Consider the following 24805-nt stretch of genomic DNA (forward strand, 5'->3'; position numbering starts at 1 on the left):
TTCCAATAGATTTAAAGAACTTTGTCGTTTTATAATTTACAACATCACATTGGAAGAGCGCACGAAAGAACAGGAATTTTTAATTAAACAAGAAGATAAACCTGCATTAGCGCAAAGTTCTCCAAAACAAGTACGTTTAGCCATCTCTGCCTTTTATTTTATGCAAGGGGTTTGTTTTGCGAGTTGGGCCAGTAGGATTCCAACTTTTAAAGCCTCCATGGGTTTAAACGATGCAGAATTAGGCTCTATACTTTTTGCATTACCAGCAGGGCAGATTATCACCATGTTTTTTTCTGCAAAACTGACCACACATTTTGGCAGTAAGAAAATGTTAAGGGCAACAGCACCACTTTATGCCATTGCCTTAACTTTTTTAGCCTTGGCCACTACGGGTTGGCAATTAGCGGCTTTTTTGGTTTTATTTGGTATCACAGGTAATCTGTGTAATATCGCCTTAAATACTCAGGGTGTTGCTGGCGAAAACTATTATGGAAAACCTATTATGAGTTCATTCCATGGTGCCTGGAGTATCGGGAATTTAACCGGTGCATTAATTGCGCTGGGTTTGGTTAACTTAAAATTAGGAATGTATACCCATTTTTGGATTATTGCCTTAATATCTTTAACCAATGTGCTATTTAACGCTCAAAAATTACTTAATTACAATAAACCCGATACCGTAGTGGAGAAAACGAAGTTTTTTACCATGCCGCAAGGTATTTTGGTGTTATTGGGCGTTATTGCATTTTGCAGTATGGCCACTGAAGGCACTATGTTTGATTGGAGTGCTATTTACTTTGAGGATGTAGTTAAACTGCCGCATAATAAGGCCATTATCGGTTATGCATCATTCATGTTTATGATGGCCAGCGGAAGGTTTATGGGGGTATATTTAATCGGTAAATTCGGGCGAAAAAATCTCCTGCAAATTAGTGGTGCCATTATATCTATAGGTATGGCACTTGCGGTAATATTCCCGAATCTGTTTATTGCTATTTTTGGTTTTATGCTTATTGGCCTGGGTGTTTCGAGTATTGTACCCATGGTATATAGCATAGCGGGCAACAATAAGAAAGTCCCCGCTGGTAAAGCCATCACCATGGTTTCGAGCATCGGTTATTTTGCCTTTTTGTTTGGTCCGCCGTTAATTGGTTATGTTTCGCAATTATCCAGTCTGCGCTATTCTTTCGGGATTATTTCTGTGTTTGGTATGCTGATTATTTTTTTGGTTGCGAAAATTAAAGAGATAAACTAAGTTTCATTTCATAGCGAAATATATCTGTTATTTGTAGCGCAGTGCCTGTGGGCAAAATAGCGGCTCTTCCCGTTTTTTGCTTGTACGCTTCGCTTCCTCGTGCCTCGTTGCTGCAGGGTACCGCTGCAACCGGGGCTAAATGGCCGGAGACAGTGTCTCATATTTAGGGTTTGCAAGGTGCATAAACCCAGTTGTTAAACCCGATCCGATAGCTATCGGATGCAATGGAAAGCCCGGAGCATAGCGAGGACTTGTAATGAAAAGCGGGCCTGCAAACCGCCAAGAACTACTGAACGCTCATTTTCAAGTTTTAAGATGCTAAATATGCCTTAATTTATTTCGGTCGGTGAGACACCAACCGATAGGCTAAATGGCCGGAGACAGTATTTCATTTTTGGGTTTGCAAGGCGCATTAACCCATTTGTTAAACCCGATCCGATAGCTATCGGATGCAATGGAAAGCCCGGAGCGTAGCGAGGACTTGTAATGAAAAGCGGGCCTGCAAACCGCCAAGCGCTACTGTATGCTCATTTTCAAGTTTTAAGATGCTAAATATGCCTTAATTTATTTCGGTTGGTGAGACACCAACCGATAGGCTAAATGGCCGGAGACAGTATTTCATTTTTTTGGTGACAAGGTGCATAAACCCAGTTGTTAAACCCGATCCGATAGCTATCGGATGCAATGGAAAGCCCGGAGCGTAGCGCGGACTTGTAATGGAAAGCGGGTCTGCAAACCGCCAAGCACTACTGAACGCTCATTTTCAAGTTTTAAGATGCTAAAGATGCCTAATTTATTTCGGTCGGTGAGACACCAACCGATAGGAAAGCGGGCCTGCAAACCGCCAAGCACTACTGTATGCTCATTTTTAAGTTTTAAGATGCTAAATATGCCTTAATTTATTTCGGTCGGTGAGACACCAACCGATAGGAAAGCGGGTCTGCAACCCGCCAAGAACTACTGAACGCTCATTTCCTAAAAAATATCTTGAGTAAAAGGAGCGAAAGGCCTGTACAAAACACTAAGTTTCTTCCCGTTTTCCGCTTGTATGCTTCGCTTCCTCGTACCTCGTTGCTGGAGGGTACCGCTCCAACTGGCTCAGTGGCCAAAACAGTGTTTTGTTTTTATTAGGGTGCATCAGGATCCGTTTTGCTAAAGCCCTGAAATAAATTCAGGGTGACGATTACTAGAGTTGAGTCTCTAGTAAATCTAGTATGTTATTCTTTCTTTACCAATCCATGCTCCTTTAAAGCGTCAACTGCAAGCTCGATTAACCTGAAGTTTTCTTCCAGATGCCCATGTTGTACTTCTACATTGATGTAAGGAATATTATTTTGCATGGCATAAACCGAAAGGGACCCATCATTAGTGGCAAATTTAGATTGAAGAATGACGTTTACATTAGCCTTTTTTAAACTGCTGAACAATCTAGGCTCGGTTACGTAAATCAGATCATCGCCATCCATTTGGAAGTTAATGTAAACCGAATCTGCAGTACTGGCTAAATCGTAACCTGGTAAATAAGAAGAAATGCCAAAACCACCATCGGCATTGTTGTGGAGGGTTAAAAAATAACCGGTAGTTTTTGGATCATAAAAATCTACAATTTGCTTTCCTGCGTTCAGCAGGGCTTTTTCCACTTCATTAGAGCTGAACTGGTTTTTCTTCAGCCTGGTATTAACCCCCACTTCGGTGTATATCGCATTTGGATCTATGCGGTATTGGTCGTCCATATAGGTGAAATAATAATCCCTTACTGCCCCATACTGGCTGTCGATGAGTTCGCCACCATACCAGCGGATATAGTCAAAACCAGCTTTTACGCCGGTATCTTCATTGTCGTGTACCACTAAAAACTTTACGCCATTGGGTTTGTAGCTGTATTTTACTAATGTAATATCCAGATTGTAAAGTTTAACGAAGCTGGAATCGGTACGCATTGCGGCAAAAACAGGTGGATGTTGCGCTTTTACAAGGATTGTAGAGCAGATCAGCAACAGGCTAAAAATGATTTTGAACATAATCAATAATATACAATGTTGATTAATATTTGTTTGGATACCGTATTATAGAATTATCTACGCTTTGCATGTAGGGTTATTTTTGGTGTATGAGTGCTCGCTAAGCATAGGGCATAGGCTTTAAAAACGCCACAAAAAAGCCCCGATTTGGGGTCGGGGCTAATTGATTGTTAATCTGGATATTTATTAATGTCCGTGATCTAAATCGTATTCGTTTACATCTTTATGGTCGTATGGTTCAACCATTAACTCATCAATGGTTTTTCCTTTTTTATTGAAACCAAGGCGCTCCAGCATTCTATCGAATATTAGGTAAACTACCGGTACCACAATTAATGTTAAGAACAACGAACTGGTTAAGCCACCTACAATCACCCAGGCCAAGCCATTTTTCCACTCGGCACCGGCGCCGCTGGCCAGGGCAATTGGAAGCATACCAAATACCATGGCGATGGTTGTCATCAAAATTGGGCGTAAACGTGCGTGGTTGGCCAATACGAGTGCTTCTTTGGTTTCTTTACCTTCTGCCTTTAGGTGGTTGGTAAAATCGACCAGGATAATCGCATTTTTCGCTACCAGACCCATTAGCATAATTAAACCTAAAATGGTAAAGATACCAATTGAGTTATTGGTTAAAGCCAGGGCTAGCAATGCTCCGATTACCGCTAACGGAAGTGAAAACATTACCACCAGCGGATAGATAAAACTATCGTAAAGCGCAACCATGATCAGGTAAACCAAAATGATTGAAGCCAGCAAAGCAATACCTAAAGTACCAAAACCTTCGCTCTGGTTTTCCTGATCACCTGCCCAGCTATAACTTACACCAACTGGTGCTTTAAGTTTACCGTTTTTTTGCAGTTCTTCCAGTTTTGCCTGGAACTCTGCAACTACGGTTCCGGTTGGCCTACCGATTGATTGTGCTTTAACGGATACCGAAGTCGATTTATTCAAACGCTCCAGCTGACTTGGACCTGAACCTTCTGTAATGGTTGCAAACTGTGATAACTTGATCTGTTTGCCTTCATTATTTACAAAAATCAGGTTACGTACGTCATCAATGTTCTGGCGGTTAAAGTTTTGATACTGGATGTTAATATCGTACTCATACTCTCCTTTACGGTATTTACCATCCGTATTGCCCGCAAAAGCTGTCTGCATGGTAGAACCGACGGTTTGTAAGGTAAGGCCAACCGCCGACATCTTGTCGCGGTCTACCTGAACATTAATTTCTGGCGTTCCTTTTTCTACCGATAATTTAATCTCTGTAGCACCCGGAATAGCGGCAAGTACTTTCTGTGCACCTTCGGCATATTTCAAGGCACTATCTAAATCAGAACCCATCACTACCAGTTGGATCGGTGCGTTTTCTGCAATTCCCAAAATACTGATCGGCACCGTTTTTACTTTTGCACCCACTAATTCTTTAGCCAGGGCACGGCTCATTTTGGTGGCGAAAATATCAGAAGAAACACCTTTACGCTGATCGCGTTCAACCAGTTTAACATTAATTTCCGATTTATAGGCTGTAGCCTGTGTACCACCAAAATCACCGGTCGATTGTCCGACAGTAGTAATCAACTGCGTAATTTCTGGTTGTTTGTCTAAAAAAGCCTCTGCTTTTTGAGTGAGGAAGTTGGTTTGCTCTAACGAAGCATCTTTTGGCAATTCCAATTGTACCAGGAACTCACCTTTATCTGATTTTGGGAAGAATTCAGATCCTATGAAACCGCCTACCAATAAACCGCAAGAACTTAAGAACATTACCACTACCATTACCAATGTTAAAGCTTTGTGGTTTAACGACCATGTTAAAATACTGGTAATCCAAAGGGTAAATTTCTTCAACTGTTTTTCGAACCATAGAATGAAACGGCCGAACAGGTTTTTACCTTCAATGCGTTCTAACTTACCGAAACGGGAGAAAATAAGTGGTACAATGGTAAATGAAGCCAGCAACGAAAGCAAGGTTGCAATAATTACAACGATACAGAACTGACGTAAGATATTCGATACCAGACCGGTGCTTACCGCAATCGGGAAGAATACCACCACAATTACGAAAGTAATGGATACAACCGTAAAACCGATCTCTCTTGTGGCATCAGATGCTGCCCTTACTTTGTTTTTACCCATCTCCATGTGTCGCTGGATATTCTCCAGTACCACAATCGCATCATCCACCAGGATACCTACCACGAGCGACAGGCCCAGCAGCGACATTAAGTTTAAAGTAAAGCCGAATAAGCTAATACCGATAAAAGTAGCAATCAGCGAAACCGGAATCGATACCATTACAATTAAAGCATTACGTAAACTGTGCAGGAAGAAAAGCATTACAAAGGCCACCAAAATAACCGCCAGGATTAAATCGTGGATTACCGCATCAGCAGATTCTAACGTAAAGATTGAACTGTCGTTTACAATTCTGATGTCTAATTTATTGGTTGCGTATTCTGTTTTAAGTTTGGCAATAATGGCGTGTACACCTTTACTTACCTCAACGGCATTCGCATCACTTTGTTTAATGATCTGGATGGCAATAGATGCTTTGCGGTCAATACGGGCCAGTTTTTCCGTTTCTTTTTGCGAATCCTGAACATCGGCCACGTCGCCCAAGCGGATCTGGGCACCATCTTTGCCTGTGGTTAAAACCAGGTTTCTCAATTCATCAATGCTTCTGTATTTACCCGATAAACGGATCAATACATCCTGATTCTGCGTTTTTACACTTCCGGTAGGGAAATCCAGGTTCGAAGATAGAATCATTTGTTGTACCTGAGGAACCGCAAGGCCATAGCCCTGTAGTTTATTGGCATCAAGCGAAACCTGTATTTCGCGTTCAGAACCACCCACTAAGTTTACCTGTGCAATACCATTTACCCTCGAAATTACCGGGGCAATACGTTTGTCAATTAAATCATAAAAGCTTACGTCGTCCATATTGGCAGAGGCCGACATGGTAATTACCGGTAAATCATCAAGTGAGAATTTACTTAATGAAGGTGTTTTTACATCTTCAGGTAATTCGGCCAGAATGGCATTTACTTTACGTTGCGCATCGTTTAACGAGATATCAATATTTGCTGCATCTGTTAGCGTAATGGTTACGGTTGATAAACTCTCAAATGATACAGAGTTGATTTTTTTGATGTTTTCCATTGATGATACCGCATCCTCAATCTTTTTGGTTACGGTATTTTCAACCTCATTTGGCGAAGCACCAGGGTAGATGGTCGAAATAGATACTACGTTGTTGGAGAATTTTGGAAGTAATTCATAACCCAACGAAAAGTAACTTAATAACCCCAGCAAGGTAAGTGCGGTAAATACCACAATAACCAGCGAAGGCCTTTTTATAGATATGTCTGTTATCTTCATTTTAGTTCGTATTGCGTTTTGCGATTGGCATATCGCGTTTTTTTAAAAGCTGAAAATTCCGCTAACTTACTTCACGATACTAACCGGAGTACCTTCAGTTAAGTTAATCTGTCCACTGGTAATCACAGTTTCACCTTCTTTTAAGCCATCAAGAATTTCAACATTATCGCCTAAAATACGGCCTGCTACCACATTACGGGTTTTAGCCGTATTGCTGGCTTTATCCAAAACAAAAACCTGGTTACTGCTTACACTGCCCACAAATGATGTACGCGGAATAAGAATACTTGGCGCCTGTTTAGGGAACTTGAATATGGCAGTTCCGTACATACCAGCTTTTAAAGTGTTTTTGTGGCTGTTTTCCACTTCAATTTCAATAGGGAAGTTTAACGTTGCATCAGCTTTGGCGGCGATGAAGGTTACCTTTCCAGAGAAATTATCAGTTGGGAAAACCGAAGATTTGATCTCGATTTTATCGCCTATTTTAAGGTTGGCTACCTGCGATTCGTTCACATTTACCTTAAGCTTTAATTTTGAAACATCAACCAATTCGAATAATTGTGTACCCTGAGCAGTTACAAAAGCACCAACTTCAATGTATCTTTTGTTTACAATACCGTTAATCGGTGATTTAATGTTTGCATCGCTTAATCTTCTTTGTGAGGCCTGTAAGCGCAGTTTTGCATTTTTTGTAGCTAATTTAGCCTGATCTAACTGTTGTTGTGTAACACCACCGGTTTGGAATGAGCTTTGATATCTGGCCTCATCCCTTACTGCATTCTGATAAGTCGCTTCAGCAGTTTCCCTGTCTGTATTGATGATTTCGGCATCAACGCGGGCCAAAACCTGTCCCTTGCTTACCCTGTCGCCTTCATCTACATAAATAGCGGTAACCCGACCAGCATTTTCTGATAAGAAATTAAGTTCCTGCTTAGGAATAAAATTTCCGTTCGCACTGAAATCTAAATCCACAGCTTTCCGCTCTACTTGAGCAACCCGAACGGCAACAGCACCACTACCTTTAGCAATGAAAGCAGTTTTTTCTTCGTTCTTCTTTTTATTGTTGCTTAAAACATAGGCTATTGCACCAAGGGCAACAACAACTACGATGATTATGGTAATTACTCTTTTCATTTCTATTGTACTAGCGATTTAATATTTCCGTTTGATTTGATTAATTGTATTTCGGCTATTTTATAATTTAACAAAGCCTGAGTATAACTGTTCTGTGCCGAAGTAAGTGCGTTTTCAGTATCCAAAAGATCGGTTAATGAAGCTAAACCGTTATTATAGTTATTTTGGGTGCTGCTGTAAATCTCTTGCGCTAAATCGGCATTTTTGCGTTGTGCTTTAATGGTGTTTAAATTATTGCGCAACTGTATTTTTGCATTTTCGTAAGCCAAGTTTAAGGCATTATTGGTTTCTTTTCTGCTTTCCTGAGCCTTTTTAATATCAACATCGGCCTGGCGGATTTTAGAGCGGGTTAAGAAACCGTTAAAAATCGGTACCCTTAAAGTTAAACCTATTGCAGACGAACCAAAGCCGATAGCCGAAGCGTTTGATTTAAGGAAATCGAAACTATTGCTCTGACTGGAATAGGTATAATTACCTGTTAAAGATAAGCTGGGATAGTATTCGGCCACATAGGCTTTGCGTTGTAAGGATAAAAGTTTATCCTGATTGTTTAAAAGTTTAACTTCAGTTCTGTTGGCCAGATCAATAGAATCAGTAAACATAGGTAATGTAGTTACTTCCGTTAATTCGGTTGGCGGCAGGCTAATTGGTGTTGAAACAGCCATTCCCATCGAAAATTTTAACTGGTTTTCCAATTGGGTAATCGCATTGATGACTTGCTCTCGTTGTGTATTCAGGTTGGTTAAGTTTACACTGATCCGGTCTACATCTATTTTTCTGGCCAAACCATTTTTATACTGGGTGCCCACAATTTTTTCAACTATCTTAACATTTTTAATGTTGGTGTCGATGACGTTAAGCTGTTGCCTGTTTACCAAAACCTGATAATAATTGTTAGCTACCAGTTCAATAATCTGTTCTTCGGTTAATTGCGAAGTAAGCGCATAATATTCTTCGCTCGATCGTGCAGCCTGCAGCCCTGTAAAAACCTGTTGGTTAAATAATTGCTGCGAGAGCTGAACGCCTGCGGTCGAATTCCAGTTCTGGCCTAATTTAAACGATTGTGTTGCACCGCCAATATTTGCAACCAACTGGCCAATAATAGGGTTGTAAGTTAAACCTACATTTCCGGTAAGTTGTGGTAAGGCCTGTGCCCTTACTTCCTGTACCTTGTATCTTCCGCCTTCAATGTCTAATTTAGCATTGCGTACTTTAGTGTTGTTTTGGAGCGCAAAGGTGAGCGCCTCTTTCAAGGTAATTTGCTGCTGTGCAATTGCCAGCTGCGGTAAAACCGAGCCGATAATCACAATGAGCATTAATTTTACCACTTTTATTCTAAGCATAATGTATTGTTTTTTGTTTTTTGGGTTCTTCTCTGTTTATTTATGCCAACGTTAAGCTTTTAGTCTGTACACCTTAAGCCTCTCACGAATATTGAAGTCAGGTTTTTTTGCTTTAACGTCATTTTATTTAATGATTTTTTATCCGGAAAAAGGTCTTTGCCGGTTTCCATAATACACATGGTACAAAGGCCCATTAAACTTTCCAGGTATAATTCAGCAACATGCGTGGTGTCATCATGTTCAATTTCTCCTTTTGCCTTAGCCTGACTAAAAATTTCTGCGAAAAAATCTTTTTCCGATTCTTTTAGTGTATGCAATTTACCTTTAATCACTTCGTCGTTCAATAAATCCGGAATGCCTTCGGTAATGCGGAGCATGTAATACTTCTGGAAAAATGTGTTCCGTACATCAATGGTATTAAAAAGAATTTCCTGTACCGGTAAATCAGGGTTATATTTCTTTTTGATCAGCTCAAAGAAATCGTTAAACACTTTTTCTATCACTCCTAAAATCAAATGTTTTTTATCGGGGAAATAATAATAAAGAGATGGTTTGGATACGGATAGATCTTCGGCAATATCATTCATCGTGGTTTTACCAATACCAAAATGAATAAAGCGTTTTATAGCACCATCAATAATTTGCTCTCTCTTTTTATCAGCTACAATCATTTTACTTTTCTACTTTCTGACTTTTTTAATATTTTAGTCAAAAATAGTGCTAAAAAATGATTTGTCATGAAAAGTTGGTTTGAAAGCTTGTTAAGCTTACAATTTTATGACATAATTTTGCTTCCCGAGATGTTTATATATCTTTACAAACCAATTATTTAGAAAATTTGTCTGCATTTATCAACATCCTCATTGTATTATCCACCATCATTGCTATGGAGTGTTTATCGTGGTTTATACATAAGTACCTGTTTCATGGGCCACTTTGGTTTATGCATAAAAGCCATCATCAAAAGGCAAAATCATTTTTAGAATGGAATGATTTGTTTGCGGTATTATTTGCTGCCGCATCTTTGTATTTAATGTACACCGATCGGGATAGTTTGGGTTATCGGTTTTTTGCGGGCCTGGGCATTACTTTATATGGCCTGATTTATTTTGTGGTGCACGACTGGTTTGTTCACCGGCGCTTTAAAACCTTTAAAAGCAACAATGCTTATTTGATGGCTGTACGGAAAGCACATAAAATACATCATAAAAACAGGGGAAAGGCAAAAGGAAAAGCTTTTGGTCTGTTGTTTGTAAGAAAAAGTTTAATAAAAACTAAATCTATATCATAGATAACCTCAAAATCATCAAACAAATCTCCTTTCTTTATTTAAACACTATTCTTTATTACTGAGGTGTTTGTGTGTTAATCATACATTTTTTGTATACTTAATTTGTGTTATTATGGGGCATGTTCTATATAAAAATATAATTATGCATTGTTTTTTTTAAAAAAATATTTACATTGCTATCTATATTTTGACGCCTCATGAAATTGCTTAATCGTTTTAAATCAAATTTAGACAGTGTTATTTTTTCTTTAATTAAAAGCTTAAAGGCAAACGTAACCTATAAAACAGCTAAAGGCTGCCTGTCCGATCACCCTGATAATCCAAGTTTATTAGCCTTGAGTGATTGTTTGACAAGCTGGAATATCAATAACCAGGCTTACCGCATATTTAGGGAAGACTATGATGTAAATGATCTATTATTCCCATTTGTTGCTCATTTTTCTGAAACAGGTGGTCGCTTTGTTTTAATTAAGCAGATTGATAATGGTAACGTTCGTTTTTCTGATGAAGAAAATAAGGACGCGAGTATGCCTGAAGCGGAGTTTCTAAGTAGGTGGGATGGCATTGCTCTCCATGCCGAACTTGCCGGGAATAGCGGGGAAAAAGATTATATCCGGAAAAAATTCAGATTCTTTTTACAGGATTTAGCTTTGCCTGTCGGACTGATCCTTTTTTTAGGGATTCTTGGTCTCATTCTCTACCAGGAGTTAATGGTTTGGGGACAGGTAACTTTGCTGCTGATTAAATTGGCCGGTTTAACCGTTAGTATCCTGCTGTTAGCACAAAGCATAAATACTGATAATCCATTTATACAAAATCTTTGCAGCCTTGGTAAAAAAAATAACTGCAATACCATATTAAAATCCGATGCGGCAAAAGTTACCTCCTGGTTAAGCTGGAGCGAGGTAGGCTTTTTTTATTTTGCAGGCTCTTTTTTATCACTGTTGGTAAATCCTGCAGGCATTGTCGTTTTAGCCTGGCTTAACGTATTGGCAATTCCTTATACTGTTTATTCGATTGCCTATCAGTATAAAAATAAAAACTGGTGCGTACTGTGTTGTGCCGTGCAGGCATTGCTTTGGCTCGAGCTTTTAACAAATCTCATCTTTGGCAGTTTAACTTTAAGCACAGCTTTTTCATTATTTAATATTGCGCTTTTCATAATCTGTTTTCTTTCACCAATTGTGATATTTTCACTTCTTAAACCTGTTTTTTTAGCATCCGCTCAATTAAAGCCTGTACAACAACAACTTAAAAAGTTTAAATACAATAATGATTTGTTTAAACAAGCCTTAACCAGTCAGCCGCGCTACACTGTTAGTGATGAGCTTTTGCCTGTTTTAATAGGAAATGCCCAGGCTGAAACTGTAATTACCATGGTGAGTAATCCATTTTGCGGGCCATGTAGCAAGGCGCACAAAACGATAGCAGAATGGTTAAAGACCAGAGCGGATATCCGCTTAAATGTTATTTTTAGTACTGCTGACCATGATCATGATTCGGCAACCAAAATGGCCCGTCACATTACTGCTTTAAGTTTGATTAAAGATCAGCAGGTAACCGAAAATGCTTTAAACACCTGGTACGATCAATCGGATAAAGAATTCGAAAATTGGGCAGAACAATATCCTGTTGAGATAAGTGATCAGGTAGCAGGCATAACAGAAAAACATAAGGCCTGGTGCAGGATGGCAGAAATCGCCTTTACGCCAACCATCTTAATTAACGGATATAAACTACCCGAACCTTACCGATTAGACGATATTAAGTATTTGCTTTCGTAATTGTTTTAAAAGCAACTGAATTTTTCAGCATATCAATTTTTGAAAACTGAAAGTAGAACTCCAGTAAAACCGTTGGAAACTAAAGTACAGTTGTTATACGCATTTCGCCAGCGTAAACTGCTTTAAAATGTATAATTCTTAAATAAAAAAACAAAATGTCCTGAAAATGAAAAAACTAAACTTACTCAGTAAAGCTGAGATGAAAAATGTATTGGGAGGAGGTGTACCAGGAGGTGGTGAAATGTGTAATGCATCTAATGGAACCTTTTATCATGCAACATGCGTTTCTGGTTATTATTATCCAAATAATGACCCGACCCAGTCTCCTGTATGGGGAACTCAGCAGCCTTATAATCCGGCAACATGGGATGCGGGTGCACCCTGTGGCGGGCAATGTACAGGTCAGTGTATATCAACTTATGTGTGCGATGATCAAACAGCGGTTTAATTGCCCGGTTTAGGTGATAATAATCTGTTGGTTGCCTGCGTATGGCAACTATAGTTATTTCAAAAGTATTTGTACAAAAAGGGGCAGCACGGTTGCAACGAAACTGCCCCAAAAAACGAATGTCAACGTTATCATTGGCATCGCTTAAGTTGCCCTGCGTGAAAGGCAACAAACAACTTTAAAAAACAAATTTAAATTTTTGAACATGAAAAAGGTGAATTTACTTAGCAAAGCTGAAATGAAACAGCTTGTTGGTGGAAGAGCAGATTGTAGAATTGCAATCAGGAACAGTGATGGGTCCTTCAGGGGATGGTCTTACAGAGATTTTTCTGTAAGCGATGCCCAGGAGGCCTATAATAATGGCACAACATATTCTGATGGTAGTTATACTTCGGGATATTGCTGTGCAAGTTGCCCTTTTTAAAAATGATTGGCCGGAAGAAAACTTCCGGCCAATTTTTTCATTTCAAATCAATTAATCAATCAATGAAATTTCCTAAGTATTTGCTTTTTGTTTTAAATCTGATTTTTCTATTAAATAGTGCTTGTAAATCTCAAGAAGATAAAAAAAGTACTGGGGTTATTTTCATAATCAAAAACGAAACAAATAATCCATTATTAATCCGTACCGAACAATATTATCATAACATCCAAAATTATGAGATTAAATCTCATAAAATAAATGATACCATAATTTTTAAGGGTAACGGTTATATGTATGTATACCTAAGCCACAAAGACGCTTATGCCGATACCGTTCTTGTTGCCAATAACGACACTGTTAAAATTCACGCAACTGCCACATCGATTAAGGCTGTAAATATTAGCACGCATCAGGAAAATAAGTTTTTTACTCCTGGTGATTCAAGAAAATCCATTACCTTTAAAATAGATTCGTTAAGTAGGTTGTTTTATTCAATCAATACAAAATTGCCAGCCTTAAAAGGCTACAGCGAATTTTCAAAATTTCAAACCTATCCGCTTAAGGTAAATAGACCCGCATTTGTTGCTAAAGCTACAGCATTCTCGCAGTTGCTCTCCTTGCTCTATAAAGACTACAATTATAAGATAAGTACATTAAGTAGTTCAGGTGATAATTCTCAGCGCTTAATTACATTTTTAAAATATAAAATTAATGCCGATTATTATGAAAAATTATCACTATTGTTTAATCTTTCAAATTCAAAAAGCGTTGCAGATAGTTTAAACTCCCAGACTTTTATTAATAATGATCTGATAAATAATCCATACTGCAATAAAATATTGATTCCTTTTTTAAAGAGGAAAGTAATTCTCCAGAAAGCGGATTATTCAAGATCGAAAGAATATATAAATTTTAAAGAAGCTTATGATTATGCGCCAAATTTTCTGAAAGGCGATCTGTTGAAGTATGCCAGGTATTTAAGTCTTGAAAAGATGATGGAATATGATGAATCGGCTATAGAAATTAAAAAGCGGTACATTGATTTTAATAATCTTTATAATGACCCAAAATTAGATGCGAGTCTTAAACAGACATTATCAGGAATTATAAACGATAAAACACAGGCGGTCGAAGATCTTATTTTATATGGTATTGATGGTAAAGAAACAACACTTCGCCAGGTGTTAAATGAAGCAAAAGATAAGGTCGTGTATATAGATTTTTGGGCTAGCTGGTGTGCGCCCTGCAGGGAAGTAATGCCAAAATCGTTAAGCTTAAAAAAAGAATTTCAAAATAAATCAGTCCTCTTTTTATATTTATCAATTGATAAAGACAGACTTAAATGGGAAGAGGCTTCTGGCATAGAGGGGTTAAGATATAATAATTACCAAATATTAAATCAGGACAACTCTAAATTTTTAAAGCAAATAGCATTAAGTGTAATACCAAGATATGTGCTTTATGGTAAAAATAGTGTAATGATAGACAAAAATGCTCCAGGGCCTTCAAGTGAAGAAATCAAGAAGTTAATAAACAGTTATATCAAATAATAAGCGTTGAAAGTTTTCCCATTTTATAAACAACCAGATATAATGGACTGTGGTCCTTCGTGTTTGCGAATGATTGCCAAGTACCATGGTAAAAATTTCAGTCTGCAGAAGTTACGCGAAATTTCAGGAATCAATAAAGAAGGGGTATCCCTTTTAGGTATTAGTGAAGCTGCCGAAAAAATTGGTTTACGAACCACGGGAGCTAAAGTGAGTTTAGATCAGCTCAAAGAAACAGATCTTCCGGTGATTTTGCACTGGAATCAAAATCATTTTGTGGTGCTGTATAAGATTAAGAAAAATAAATATTATATAGCAGATCCGGCTAAACACCTTATGGTGTATACCGAAAAGGAATTTCTTTTGAACTGGTTAAGTATGGTTGGAGAACAGGAACGGCAGGGTGTGGTTTTGATGCTGATGCCCAGCCCTGATTTTTATGGTATGGAAGGAGACAAGGTTCGCGGGATGGATTTTTCGTACCTGTTAAAATACCTCTATCAGTATAAATCTCTGGTGGTTCAGTTATTTGTAGGGCTGGGTGTAGGTAGTCTTCTTCAATTGATTTTGCCCTTTCTTACCCAATCTATTGTGGATATAGGGATTAACACCAGGAATCTTAATTTTATATACATTATACTGATAGCGCAGGCGATGCTTATTGTAGGTCGGATCAGTGTAGAGTTTATCCGATCATGGATATTATTGCATATCAGTACAAGGATCAATATTTCTATTTTAACCGATTTTCTCATCAAGTTGATGAAACTTCCGTTGTCGTATTTCGATACGAAGATGACGGGAGATATTATGCAGCGCATGAATGATCAGAAGAGGATCGAAACTTTTTTAACCGGCCCTACTCTGAGTGTTATTTTCTCCATGGTTAACCTGGTCATTTTTGCAATAGTATTGGCGTATTACAACACCACCATATTCATTATTTTTATCGTAAGCACAGCATTATATAGCTTATGGATCATTTTCTTCCTGAAAAAAAGACGCGAACTTGATTTTAAACGATTTGATATTTCTTCACAAAACCAAAGTGCAGTTGTGCAACTAATTACGGGGATGCAGGAAATTAAATTAAATAATTGCGAGCAGCAAAAAAGATGGGAATGGGAGCGGATACAGGCAAATCTTTTCAGGTTTAATGTTAAAAGCTTAGCCCTGGGGCAATACCAGCAGGCAGGTACATTTTTAATTAATGAAGGCAAAAATATTCTGATCACTTTTTTGGTTGCGAAATCTGTTATTGATGGCCAATTAACCCTGGGAGCAATGATGGCCGTTCAATACATTATAGGACAGCTTAACAGCCCTATAGAGCAGTTGTTAGGTTTTATTCAGCAACTGCAAGATGCAAAAATATCTCTTGAACGCTTAAACGAAATCCGCGAAATAGAAGATGAAGAACCTTTAGACAGATCTTTTACCAAGGAGCTTCCTTTCGATAAGAGTATTGGTCTGCATAACCTATCGTTTACTTACCCTGGTGCAGGTAATGAACCCGTGCTATCAAATATTAATTTATATATCCCTGAAGGAAAAACAACCGCCATTGTTGGAATGAGCGGTAGTGGTAAAACCACGATATTAAAGTTGTTATTACGCTTTTACGAGCCACAAAGAGGAGAAATAAAGGTTGGTAATGGTTATTTGAATCAGATCAGCTATAGGTACTGGCGTGGATTATGCGGCGTTGTGATGCAGGATGGTTTTATTTTTTCAGATAGTATTGCAAAAAATATTGCAGTTGGAGATGAATATCCTGATATAACAAAATTGAAACATGCCTTACAGGTGGCAAATATTACTGAATTTGTTGAAAGCCTTCCTTTGGGCTTAAATACTAAAATCGGTGCAGAGGGTAATGGTATAAGTCAGGGACAGCGTCAACGGATATTGATTGCCCGTTCGGTTTATAAAAACCCAGCGTACATTTTTTTTGATGAGGCCACAAATGCACTTGATGCCAATAACGAAAAAGTAATTATGGAAAATCTCGAAAGCTTTTTTAAAGGAAGAACAGTCGTGGTGGTTGCGCACAGGTTAAGTACGGTTAAAAATGCTGATAATATTATTGTTTTGGATAAAGGAATGATTATAGAGCAAGGTACCCACGCAGCATTAACAAAACAAAAAGGTGAGTATTATGAATTGGTAAAAAATCAATTAGAATTGGGTAATTAATTTATAGTAGATGCCACACGAAAGGATAGATCTCGAAATAAATAGTGACGAAGTTCAGGAAATTATAACGGCTGTGCCCTCCTGGATTTTAAGATGGGGTATTACCTTGATTTTTATAATATTAGGTGCTATTGTATTGCTTTCGGCATTAATAGAATATCCGGATATTGTTAAAACAAGCTTGAGAGTAAACAGTTTAAATTCGCCAAAGCCAGTGCTGGCAAAACAGAATGGGAAACTTACTGCTTTGCTGGTGAAAGATGGACAAATGGTGATGGAGAACCAGTTGTTGGCTTATTTTGAGAGCACGGCGAATCCTAATGATATTATAAAAATAAATAAGGATTTAAAACAGTTTAGAGATCGGGTATTGAAAAATGAACTCGTTACATCTGTTTTGCCCACTGGTTTTAGTCTTGGAGAATTACAGACTACATACCAAACTTTTTATCAGCAATACCTGCAATATCAGTCTACTTTGAGGAATGGATATTATTTGAACAAAATGGCATTCCTCGAAAAAGATTTAAAAGATATTAATGTTTTAAAAACACAAATTATAGAACAAAGAAATATTCAGCAACAGGAATATACCAATCAGGAAGAAGAGTATAAGGCTTATCAAAAGTTGTACAAAAATAAAGTCATCTCTAGAAGTGAATTTGTTCAGCAGGAAAATAAATACCTTGCAGCAAAATACCCTCTAAAACAAACTGAAACATCACTATTGAATAACACCAGTAGTTTTAGCGCCAAGCAGAAGGATTTGCTCGATCTAAAACACACCATTTCGGAAGAGCAGGCTAAATTTCTCCAAGCGCTAAATCAATGTATAAATGAAAGTGATGCCTGGATACTGCAATATATTTTAAGAGCACCAGTGTCCGGAAAATTGAGTTTTGCCGGAATTGTTCAGCAAAATCAGAATATTGCAGCCAATCAGGAGGTATTTATTGTAAATCCAGGCAATACCAACTTTTTTGGTGAAGTTCAGATTCCGCAATATAATATGGGTAAAATACACAAAGGAGAGCGTACGCTTGTAAAATTAAAAAGTTACCCTTTCGAGCAGTTTGGCATGGTTAGAGGTCGTTTAACTTTTATATCTGATGTGGCTTACAGAGATAGTGTTTTTATTGCCAAAGTAAGTTTTGAACAGTTTGAAAATAAAGATCCAAACCGGAAAATTATATTAAAAAATGGTATGCTCGCTGATGCCGAAATTATTACTGAAGAAAGTTCACTTTTGCAGAGGTTTTTCAGAAATATAACGAAGATGATGCATACGCAGTAGGGTCATTTCTAGGCTTCCTTCTGTACAGGATAAATCATGAAATTGATGTTTTAAACTAAAAAATTGTTTTAACAGTTTTATATAAACTGATGAAAACTTGTTTTTGCTTTGTTTTCCTGTTGTAGGCTTATTGGCAGCAAAATCCTTAAGTTCGCCTCAGCGGAGTTAGTCAATATCCTGATGAAGGAAGGACAGTTAAAACGAAGATTAATGAAGCCATTAAAAAATGAAGGAAAAGGCTTTTGTCTTATCTTCATGCATTTTTTGGCAGGGTGCTTGCTCTTTTTATAAAACTACAACATGAGAAAAACTTACTGTTTCTTTGTGCTTTTGCCGTTATTTGTTATGATGTCCTGTGGAAAAAAGACTGATAAAGACCGCGCTATTGCGCTTGTAGAATCGAAATACGAAACCAGTAACCGGGATTTGGATTTTGATGGAGCGATACTGGATAGTTTGTACAATATTTCGCCACAGGCTTATGTCGATAGTTTAAAAAAGGGAGAGGAGTTAGATGTTACCTTAGCTGAGTTAGAAAGCCAGATTGAACATTTGAGTCAGGCGGAGTCGGACAGTGTAGGGTTGATTAGTGCTAAACTTACTAAAGAAAGATATCGACTTTTGGATCTAAAGAAAATCAAACCAAAATTTATCGGATGGAAACTTTCGGGAGTCAAATTAAAAGATGGAAAGTCTGAAGAGTTGAGTTTCAAATTCGATCAGGGAATTACGAAGGTGGTAGAATAAATATTAACTTTAGTAATGTGTTGACCTAATTTCAATCGTTCCTCTCATGAAAATGCGTTTCGCTTTAATTTTTGCACTGTTAAGTTCAAACTGCTTTGCTCAAAATGATGCTTCAATATTTAATTTGTCGGGAAAAACCGATTTAAAAGATGGTGAAAAAATTACCCTTGAATATTGTGAGGTCAAAGACTCCGCATTCGTTAAAAATGGTTCTTTTGAGTTTCGCGGTTATTTAAAAGAACCCAGCCTGGCCTGGTTGAAACATGGGCAGACAAATGTTTTTGATGGGCCTGAATCAGTCCGTGTATTTTTAGAACCCACTAACTTGCAGATAACTGTAATTAATGAGCAATTTTTTAAAGCAAAACTTCTTGGATCACAAACCCAGTCAGATTGGGATAAGATTAGGCTTAAAGAGGAATCTGATCAAATAAAAGACAAGATTGATGGTTTGAATAAAGCGATTAAGGAAAAGGGGAGTTCTGATTCACTGAAAGCTAATCTTAGTATAAATTATGCAGAAAGATCAAGACTATTTAAAGTAGTAGAAAAAAATAGTTTGGATTTTGTTAGAAATAATCCAAATTCTTACCTAGGCCCGTATCTGTTAAGTTCGTTAAGCAGATCTTTACCTAAAGATTCTGTTCGGTTTTATTACCGGAGTTTTTCAGAGCCAGTATTAAATAGTGCACTGGGAAGATTCATTTATAAAAAACTATCTTACGAAGAAACAAGTAAAATAGCGCAACCAGCTCCCGATTTTTCTGCGAAGCTGGCCAATGGAAAAACAATCAGCCTTGCCGGATTTAAGTCTAAAAAATATGTACTGTTAGATTTTTAGGGAACCTGGTGTGTGCATTGTAGAGCATTGAGTCCTGATATGATTAAAATGTATAAAAAATATGAAAGTAAAGGACTTGAAATTTTAAGTATTGCCACTGACAATGATCGTAAACTTTGGCAAAAAGCAATTGTAGATGACCGGACTGGTTTATGGAAACACATTCTATTGAATGATGCGAGCAAAAGTCCTAAAGGTGATAATCTGGTACTGCAATTTGGTGTTAAGACTTATCCAACATTCATTTTAATAGATAAAGAAGGCAAAATTGTTGGCCGTTATGTTGGCGAGGGTAACGATTTTCATATTAACTTAAAATATAAACTGGCAGAAATCTTTGAATAGTATGGTGTACAGCCAATCAATTATTAATATGAAGTCTTTTTATTTTACTTTTGCAGCATATACAAAATCATTATGCTTCAAATCCAGGAAAATATTTCGCTAAAACCATATAACTCATTTGGTATAGATGTTAAAGCCGGCTATTTCGCTGAAGTATTTTCAGAAGCAGATCTGGCCGGTTTATTTAAAAGCAGCATCGTAAAATCTCAGAAGCTTCTGGTGATAGGCGGTGGGAGTAATGTTTTATTTACGGAGGATTATGACGGTTTAGTTGTTAAAATCAGCATCAAAGGCATTCAATCTAAAGTAATGGATGATCGCGTTTTGGTAACTGCGGGTGCGGGTGAGGTTTGGAACGATTTTGTTAACTATTGTGTTAAGCATCATTTTGCAGGTGTAGAGAATTTAAGCCTGATTCCGGGCACGGTGGGTGCATCGCCTATACAGAATATTGGTGCGTATGGGGTAGAGTTGAAAGATGTTTTTGAAAGCTGCACGGCATTTGAAATTAAAACAGGAGAAATTAAGACCTTTACCTATAATGATTGTCATTTTGGCTACCGCGAAAGTATTTTCAAAGGAGCGTTGAGAGGACAGTTTATTATCACATCTGTTACTTTCCGTTTATCATCAGAAGCTAAAATCAATACTTCTTACGGCGCAATTGAAACAGAGCTACTCAACAGGGGAATCGAAAACCCAGACATTGCAGATGTTTCTGCGGCTGTATCGCACATTCGCGTAAGCAAACTGCCTGATCCATCGACTATAGGAAATGCTGGTAGCTTCTTCAAAAATCCGGTCATCGAAAAACATGAATTTGTAGATATTGTAGCAGAGCACCCCGATGTGGTGCATTATCCTACAGCTGATGATAAAATTAAATTAGCCGCTGGCTGGTTAATTGAGCAATGTGGCTGGAAAGGTAAAGTGGTTGGGCAAACAGGTACATGGAAAAACCAGGCATTGGTTTTAGTTAACCACGGACAAGCAACCGGTACAGAAGTGTATAATTTTTCTGAACAAATAATAGACAGTGTGAAGTCTACTTTTGGAGTCACTTTAGAAAGAGAAGTAAATATTCTGTGACGAAAGCTGACTATGAAGTAGTTATGCACTTTTGACGCCATGCCAGAAAATTTTGGTATTAAGTTTGTTTGAGTTTTAGCGAATGAACAATAATTGATTTGTTTTTAATCTCCTAAAGCTAAATATCATGACAAAATTTGAATTCAATCATCTGGTTAATCATCACTCGGTATCACTTAGATCTTATGCTTTAAATTTTACAAAAGACGCAGAAGACGCAAATGATTTGGTTCAGGATACTATGCTGAAAGCGATCACTTATTACAACAAGTTTAAAGAGGGTACGAATTTAAAAGGATGGTTGTTTACCATCATGAAAAATACCTTTATTAACAATTATCGCCGATTGGTTAAAACAAATACTTTAATTACACAGAGTGAAGATATTTCTTCTGCTAACCTATCATACAGCGCCACTAAAAACAATGCGGAAAGTAAATTTGTGTTAGGCGATATTGATAAAGCATTATCTCAATTACCTGAAGAGTATTATGTGCCATTTATCCGCTATTTTGAAGGTTATAAATACCACGAAATTGCTGATATGTTAGAAATTCCAATTGGAACAGTAAAAACGCGTATCCATGTGGCAAGAGGAATTCTAAAAAAATACCTTAAAACTTACTCAAAAGAGATTGCCAATACAGAATTGGTTTAAAATACATCCATCATAAAACTACGGGCTCAGATTTATCTGGGCCTTTTTTTTTGACTTCTCAAGAGGCTTGCTGTTTAGGGTGGATTTTATATCAAATAAACAGGAGGATTTACAAAAGATTATTAGTTTCAAAGTATCGCCATTTCTACCTTCTTGGAGAAATTTTTTAAACCTGATGCCAGATCTTGGTTCCAAGATCTCTTTCCCGACTTAATGTCGAAACTAGGTTTCAGTTGAAATCATGCTTAAACTTGGCATAGTTTTCAAAAATACCTAAAAAGCAAAAGGCCCGGAAAATCCAGGCCTTTTTGCTTATCATATATTTGGTTAGTTGATTCTTATTTTTTCTTTCAACAATTCGCCTTCTCTCTTATTTCGAAACAAATGCAAACCTCAAACAATTATGTGTTTTATGTTATTATTGCAGTGTTTTTGTTTTGTGGTTATAAAGATAAGGGAAATTTTAAATTTGTCAAGCTTTTTTTAACTTTTTTTTTATTTCTTTTGCTACCACTTGTCCGGAGATGATGGCAGGTGGTACGCCAGGCCCTGGAACGGTTAACTGTCCGGTATATAAAAAATTTGTTACTTTACTTTTCATCTTGGGTTTTAGAAAAGCGGTCTGTTTCAACGTGTTTGCTAATCCGTATGCATTTCCTTTAAAGGCATGATAATCTTCCACAAAATCTTTCATGGCATAACTACGTTTAAATAAAATGCTGCTGCTAATGTCGTTTCCCGTCAAATTTTTAAAGCGCTCGATCAATACCTTAAAGTATTTTTCTCTTTTGCTTTCGTTATCTTCCAGGTCAGGTGCAAGCGGAATTAAAAAGAAAAGATTCTCACAACCTTCAGGTGCTACGCTTTCGTCAGTTACAGAAGGGCAGCAGGCATAAAACAAAGGCTTTGATGGCCATTGTGGGTTACTGTATATTTCTTCAGCATGTTGATCGAAATTCTCATCAAAGAATAAGTTGTGATGTAATATATTCTCCAGTTTTTTATTTAAGCCGATATAAAATAAAAGGCAGGAGGGTGCCATTGTTCTTTTATCCCAATACTTTTTATCGTAATTACGGTAGGGTGGATCAAAAAGATGTTGATCGATGTGGTGATAATCTGCATTGCCCACCACAAAGTCGCTTTTAAAATTTCCCTGATCAGTAATTACATACTCTGCGAGGTTGTTTTTTACTTCAATTTTGGTTACTTCCGTGTCGAAAATAAATTTTACCCCTTCGCTTTCTGCAATGTTTTGCATAGCGGCCACAATCTGGTGCATGCCACCTAGTGGGTACCATGTACCCAGAACGAGGTCTGCGTAGTTCATCAGGCTGTATAACGCGGGTGTGTTTTGTGGCGTAGCACCTAAAAATAAAACAGGGAATTCCAAGAGTTTCCGCAGCCGCTCATTTTTAAACAGCTTGTGCACATGTTTTCGCATGTTGCCCAATAGCTGTAGTTTAATGCCGCTAATGGCTAACCTGGGGTCGAAATATTCCATTATGCTGTGCGAGGGCTTAAAAACATACTCGTTCATGCCTACATCATATTTATACTTGGCCTGATCGAGAAAATATTTTAGGTTGGTGCTGCTTCCCGGTTCAAGTTTTTCAAATAAAGCATATAACTCTTCCAATGTTGCCGGAACGTCGATAGTATCTTCTTTGCCAAAATAAATGCGGTATGAGGGACTTAGTCTTTTTAATGAATAGAAATCAGCAGTAGTTTTGCCAAATAGGTTGTAATAATTTTCGAAAACATCTGGCATCCAGTACCAGCTTGGGCCCATATCGAAAAGAAAGCCATCTTTTTGCCAGGTTCTGGCCCTGCCGCCGGCCATTTCGTTTTTTTCGATAACCGTAACATCACAGCCATCTTTGGCCAATAAAGCTGCTGCAGCCATGCCTGCAAAACCGGCGCCGATAATGGTAACCGTGGGTTTTTTCTCCATGGTGTAAATAAAGGAATTTTATTGCGTTTTGTTTTGGTTTTTCTTATTCTGCTCCTGTCATTCTGAATGTAATTAATAATCTTTTTCTCCAGTTTAACTGCTTTTTTCAATGTGGATAATTTAGTTTTAATGTTTTCTTGTGTTAAGATCCTTCGCTGTGCTCAGGATGACATTGCGGGGATTTGTCATTCTGAATGCAATGAAGAATCTTTCGCGTGATGTATTTTACCCGCTTCATTAATCATTAGTTGGAAGTGTAGTGTTACTATTTTAAAGATCCTTCGCTGCGCTCAGGACGACATTGAGGGGATTTGTCATTCTGAATGCGATGAAGAATCTTTCGCTTAGATCTTTTTTTGCCAGCTTGATTGATCAGTGGGTTGCAGATTTGGTTTTGCCATCTAGAGATCCTTCGCTATGCTCAGGATGACAGTAAAAACAAGGAAGATATTCTGTGCTATTCTTCAGCAATTAAATCGTTAAGGAAATCCCAGTTTTCATTTTTCAATTCAATTAATGCATTCTTCTTGTCCCTTGTCCAACCCTTTATTTCTTTTTCACGTTCAATAGCATATTCAATGTATTCAAATCTTTCAAAATAGACTAAGTAATAGCAATTGTATTTTTTTGTAAAAGCAAATTTATTTTCTTTGTTCTCTTTGTGTTGCCTCAGCCTTATCTCTAGGTCATTTGTTACTCCAGTATAAACTACAGTTTTATTCTTATTGGTTAAGATGTAGACGAAGTAATTATGATTCATCATTAAAAATAAATATTTTTTATTAAATCGAAGTTTGTTATTCTGAATGCAATGAAGAATCTTTTTCTTCAGTTTAACTGCTTTTTTTAAATGTGGGTTAATTTAGTTTCAATGTTTTCTTGTATTAAAGATCCTTCGCTGGGCTCAGGATGACATTGCGGGGATTTGTCATTCTGAATACAATGAAGAATCTTTTTCTTCAGTTTAACTGCTTTTTTTAAATGTGGGTTAATTTAGTTTCAATGTTTTCTTGTATTAAAGATCCTTCGCTGGGCTCAGGATGACATTGCGGG

At 37.5% G+C, this 24805-nt stretch carries 20 protein-coding genes; 13 read left to right on the plus strand and 7 right to left on the minus strand.

Annotated elements, in window-relative coordinates:
• The first annotated feature begins 49 nt into the window (after positions 1-49).
• Positions 50-1255: an MFS transporter gene (locus tag ABEG20_RS21145; protein WP_406825192.1), complete on the plus strand. Its 1206-nt coding sequence runs from the start codon at positions 50-52 to the stop codon at positions 1253-1255.
• A gap of 1217 nt (positions 1256-2472) precedes the next feature.
• Here the strand turns inward: ABEG20_RS21145 and ABEG20_RS21150 are convergent.
• The 5 genes from ABEG20_RS21150 to ABEG20_RS21170 all read right to left on the minus strand — a co-directional run bounded on the left by ABEG20_RS21150 (position 2473) and on the right by ABEG20_RS21170 (position 9805).
• Positions 2473-3276 (minus strand): hypothetical protein, encoded by an 804-nt coding sequence (locus ABEG20_RS21150; RefSeq protein WP_406825193.1) that lies wholly within the window; start codon positions 3274-3276, stop codon positions 2473-2475.
• Positions 3277-3462: 186 nt separating this feature from the next.
• Positions 3463-6657 (minus strand): efflux RND transporter permease subunit, encoded by a 3195-nt coding sequence (locus ABEG20_RS21155; RefSeq protein ID WP_406825194.1) that lies wholly within the window; start codon positions 6655-6657, stop codon positions 3463-3465.
• 66 nt (positions 6658-6723) lie between these two features.
• Entirely contained in the window at positions 6724-7791 is a 1068-nt protein-coding gene (locus ABEG20_RS21160) for an efflux RND transporter periplasmic adaptor subunit (protein WP_406825195.1), read from the minus strand.
• Between the two features lie 2 nt (positions 7792-7793).
• Positions 7794-9134, minus strand: a complete 1341-nt coding sequence (locus tag ABEG20_RS21165) for a TolC family protein (RefSeq protein ID WP_406825196.1) — start codon at positions 9132-9134, stop codon at positions 7794-7796.
• Between the two features lie 59 nt (positions 9135-9193).
• On the minus strand, positions 9194-9805 hold the full coding sequence (locus tag ABEG20_RS21170; protein ID WP_406825197.1) for a TetR/AcrR family transcriptional regulator: 612 nt from the start codon (positions 9803-9805) through the stop codon (positions 9194-9196).
• Positions 9806-9972: 167 nt separating this feature from the next.
• Here ABEG20_RS21170 and ABEG20_RS21175 point away from each other — a divergent pair, with 167 nt between their 5' ends.
• The 12 genes from ABEG20_RS21175 (at position 9973) to ABEG20_RS21230 (ending at position 21798) form a co-directional block, all read left to right on the plus strand.
• Positions 9973-10425 carry a sterol desaturase family protein gene (locus tag ABEG20_RS21175; protein WP_406825198.1) on the plus strand — a complete coding sequence of 151 codons (453 nt, stop codon included), beginning with the start codon at positions 9973-9975 and terminating at the stop codon, positions 10423-10425.
• A gap of 197 nt (positions 10426-10622) precedes the next feature.
• On the plus strand, positions 10623-12209 hold the full coding sequence (locus ABEG20_RS21180; RefSeq protein ID WP_406825199.1) for a vitamin K epoxide reductase family protein: 1587 nt from the start codon (positions 10623-10625) through the stop codon (positions 12207-12209).
• A gap of 166 nt (positions 12210-12375) precedes the next feature.
• A complete protein-coding gene (locus tag ABEG20_RS21185) occupies positions 12376-12657 on the plus strand; it encodes a hypothetical protein (RefSeq protein ID WP_406825200.1) in 282 nt (93 codons plus the stop codon).
• A gap of 205 nt (positions 12658-12862) precedes the next feature.
• The gene (locus ABEG20_RS21190; RefSeq protein ID WP_406825201.1) at positions 12863-13081 is read left to right on the plus strand and encodes a hypothetical protein; all 219 of its coding nucleotides are present in this window, start codon (positions 12863-12865) and stop codon (positions 13079-13081) included.
• Between the two features lie 62 nt (positions 13082-13143).
• The gene (locus ABEG20_RS21195; protein ID WP_406825202.1) at positions 13144-14631 is read left to right on the plus strand and encodes a TlpA family protein disulfide reductase; all 1488 of its coding nucleotides are present in this window, start codon (positions 13144-13146) and stop codon (positions 14629-14631) included.
• Positions 14632-14637: 6 nt separating this feature from the next.
• The gene (locus ABEG20_RS21200) at positions 14638-16824 is read left to right on the plus strand and encodes a peptidase domain-containing ABC transporter (protein WP_406825203.1); all 2187 of its coding nucleotides are present in this window, start codon (positions 14638-14640) and stop codon (positions 16822-16824) included.
• A gap of 10 nt (positions 16825-16834) precedes the next feature.
• Entirely contained in the window at positions 16835-18118 is a 1284-nt protein-coding gene (locus ABEG20_RS21205; protein WP_406825204.1) for an HlyD family secretion protein, read from the plus strand.
• 300 nt (positions 18119-18418) lie between these two features.
• On the plus strand, positions 18419-18865 hold the full coding sequence (locus tag ABEG20_RS21210) for a hypothetical protein (protein WP_406825205.1): 447 nt from the start codon (positions 18419-18421) through the stop codon (positions 18863-18865).
• A gap of 46 nt (positions 18866-18911) precedes the next feature.
• On the plus strand, positions 18912-19706 hold the full coding sequence (locus ABEG20_RS21215; RefSeq protein WP_406825206.1) for a DUF4369 domain-containing protein: 795 nt from the start codon (positions 18912-18914) through the stop codon (positions 19704-19706).
• Between the two features lie 12 nt (positions 19707-19718).
• Positions 19719-20051: a TlpA family protein disulfide reductase gene (locus ABEG20_RS21220; RefSeq protein ID WP_406825207.1), complete on the plus strand. Its 333-nt coding sequence runs from the start codon at positions 19719-19721 to the stop codon at positions 20049-20051.
• A gap of 72 nt (positions 20052-20123) precedes the next feature.
• Positions 20124-21140: a UDP-N-acetylmuramate dehydrogenase gene (gene murB / locus ABEG20_RS21225; protein WP_406825208.1), complete on the plus strand. Its 1017-nt coding sequence runs from the start codon at positions 20124-20126 to the stop codon at positions 21138-21140.
• Positions 21141-21267: 127 nt separating this feature from the next.
• Positions 21268-21798 carry an RNA polymerase sigma factor gene (locus ABEG20_RS21230; RefSeq protein ID WP_406825209.1) on the plus strand — a complete coding sequence of 177 codons (531 nt, stop codon included), beginning with the start codon at positions 21268-21270 and terminating at the stop codon, positions 21796-21798.
• Positions 21799-22270: 472 nt separating this feature from the next.
• On the opposite strand, the gene ABEG20_RS21235 is transcribed toward ABEG20_RS21230, so the two are convergent.
• Positions 22271-23752, minus strand: coding sequence for a phytoene desaturase family protein (locus ABEG20_RS21235; RefSeq protein ID WP_406825210.1), 1482 nt, complete (start codon positions 23750-23752; stop codon positions 22271-22273).
• Positions 23753-24209: 457 nt separating this feature from the next.
• Complete coding sequence (locus tag ABEG20_RS21240) at positions 24210-24515, minus strand: GIY-YIG nuclease family protein (protein WP_406825211.1); 306 nt, start codon at positions 24513-24515, stop codon at positions 24210-24212.
• Positions 24516-24805: the final 290 nt, after the last annotated feature.

Source organism: Pedobacter sp. KACC 23697 (assembly GCF_045348445.1).
Classification (GTDB): Bacteria; Bacteroidota; Bacteroidia; order Sphingobacteriales; family Sphingobacteriaceae; genus Pedobacter.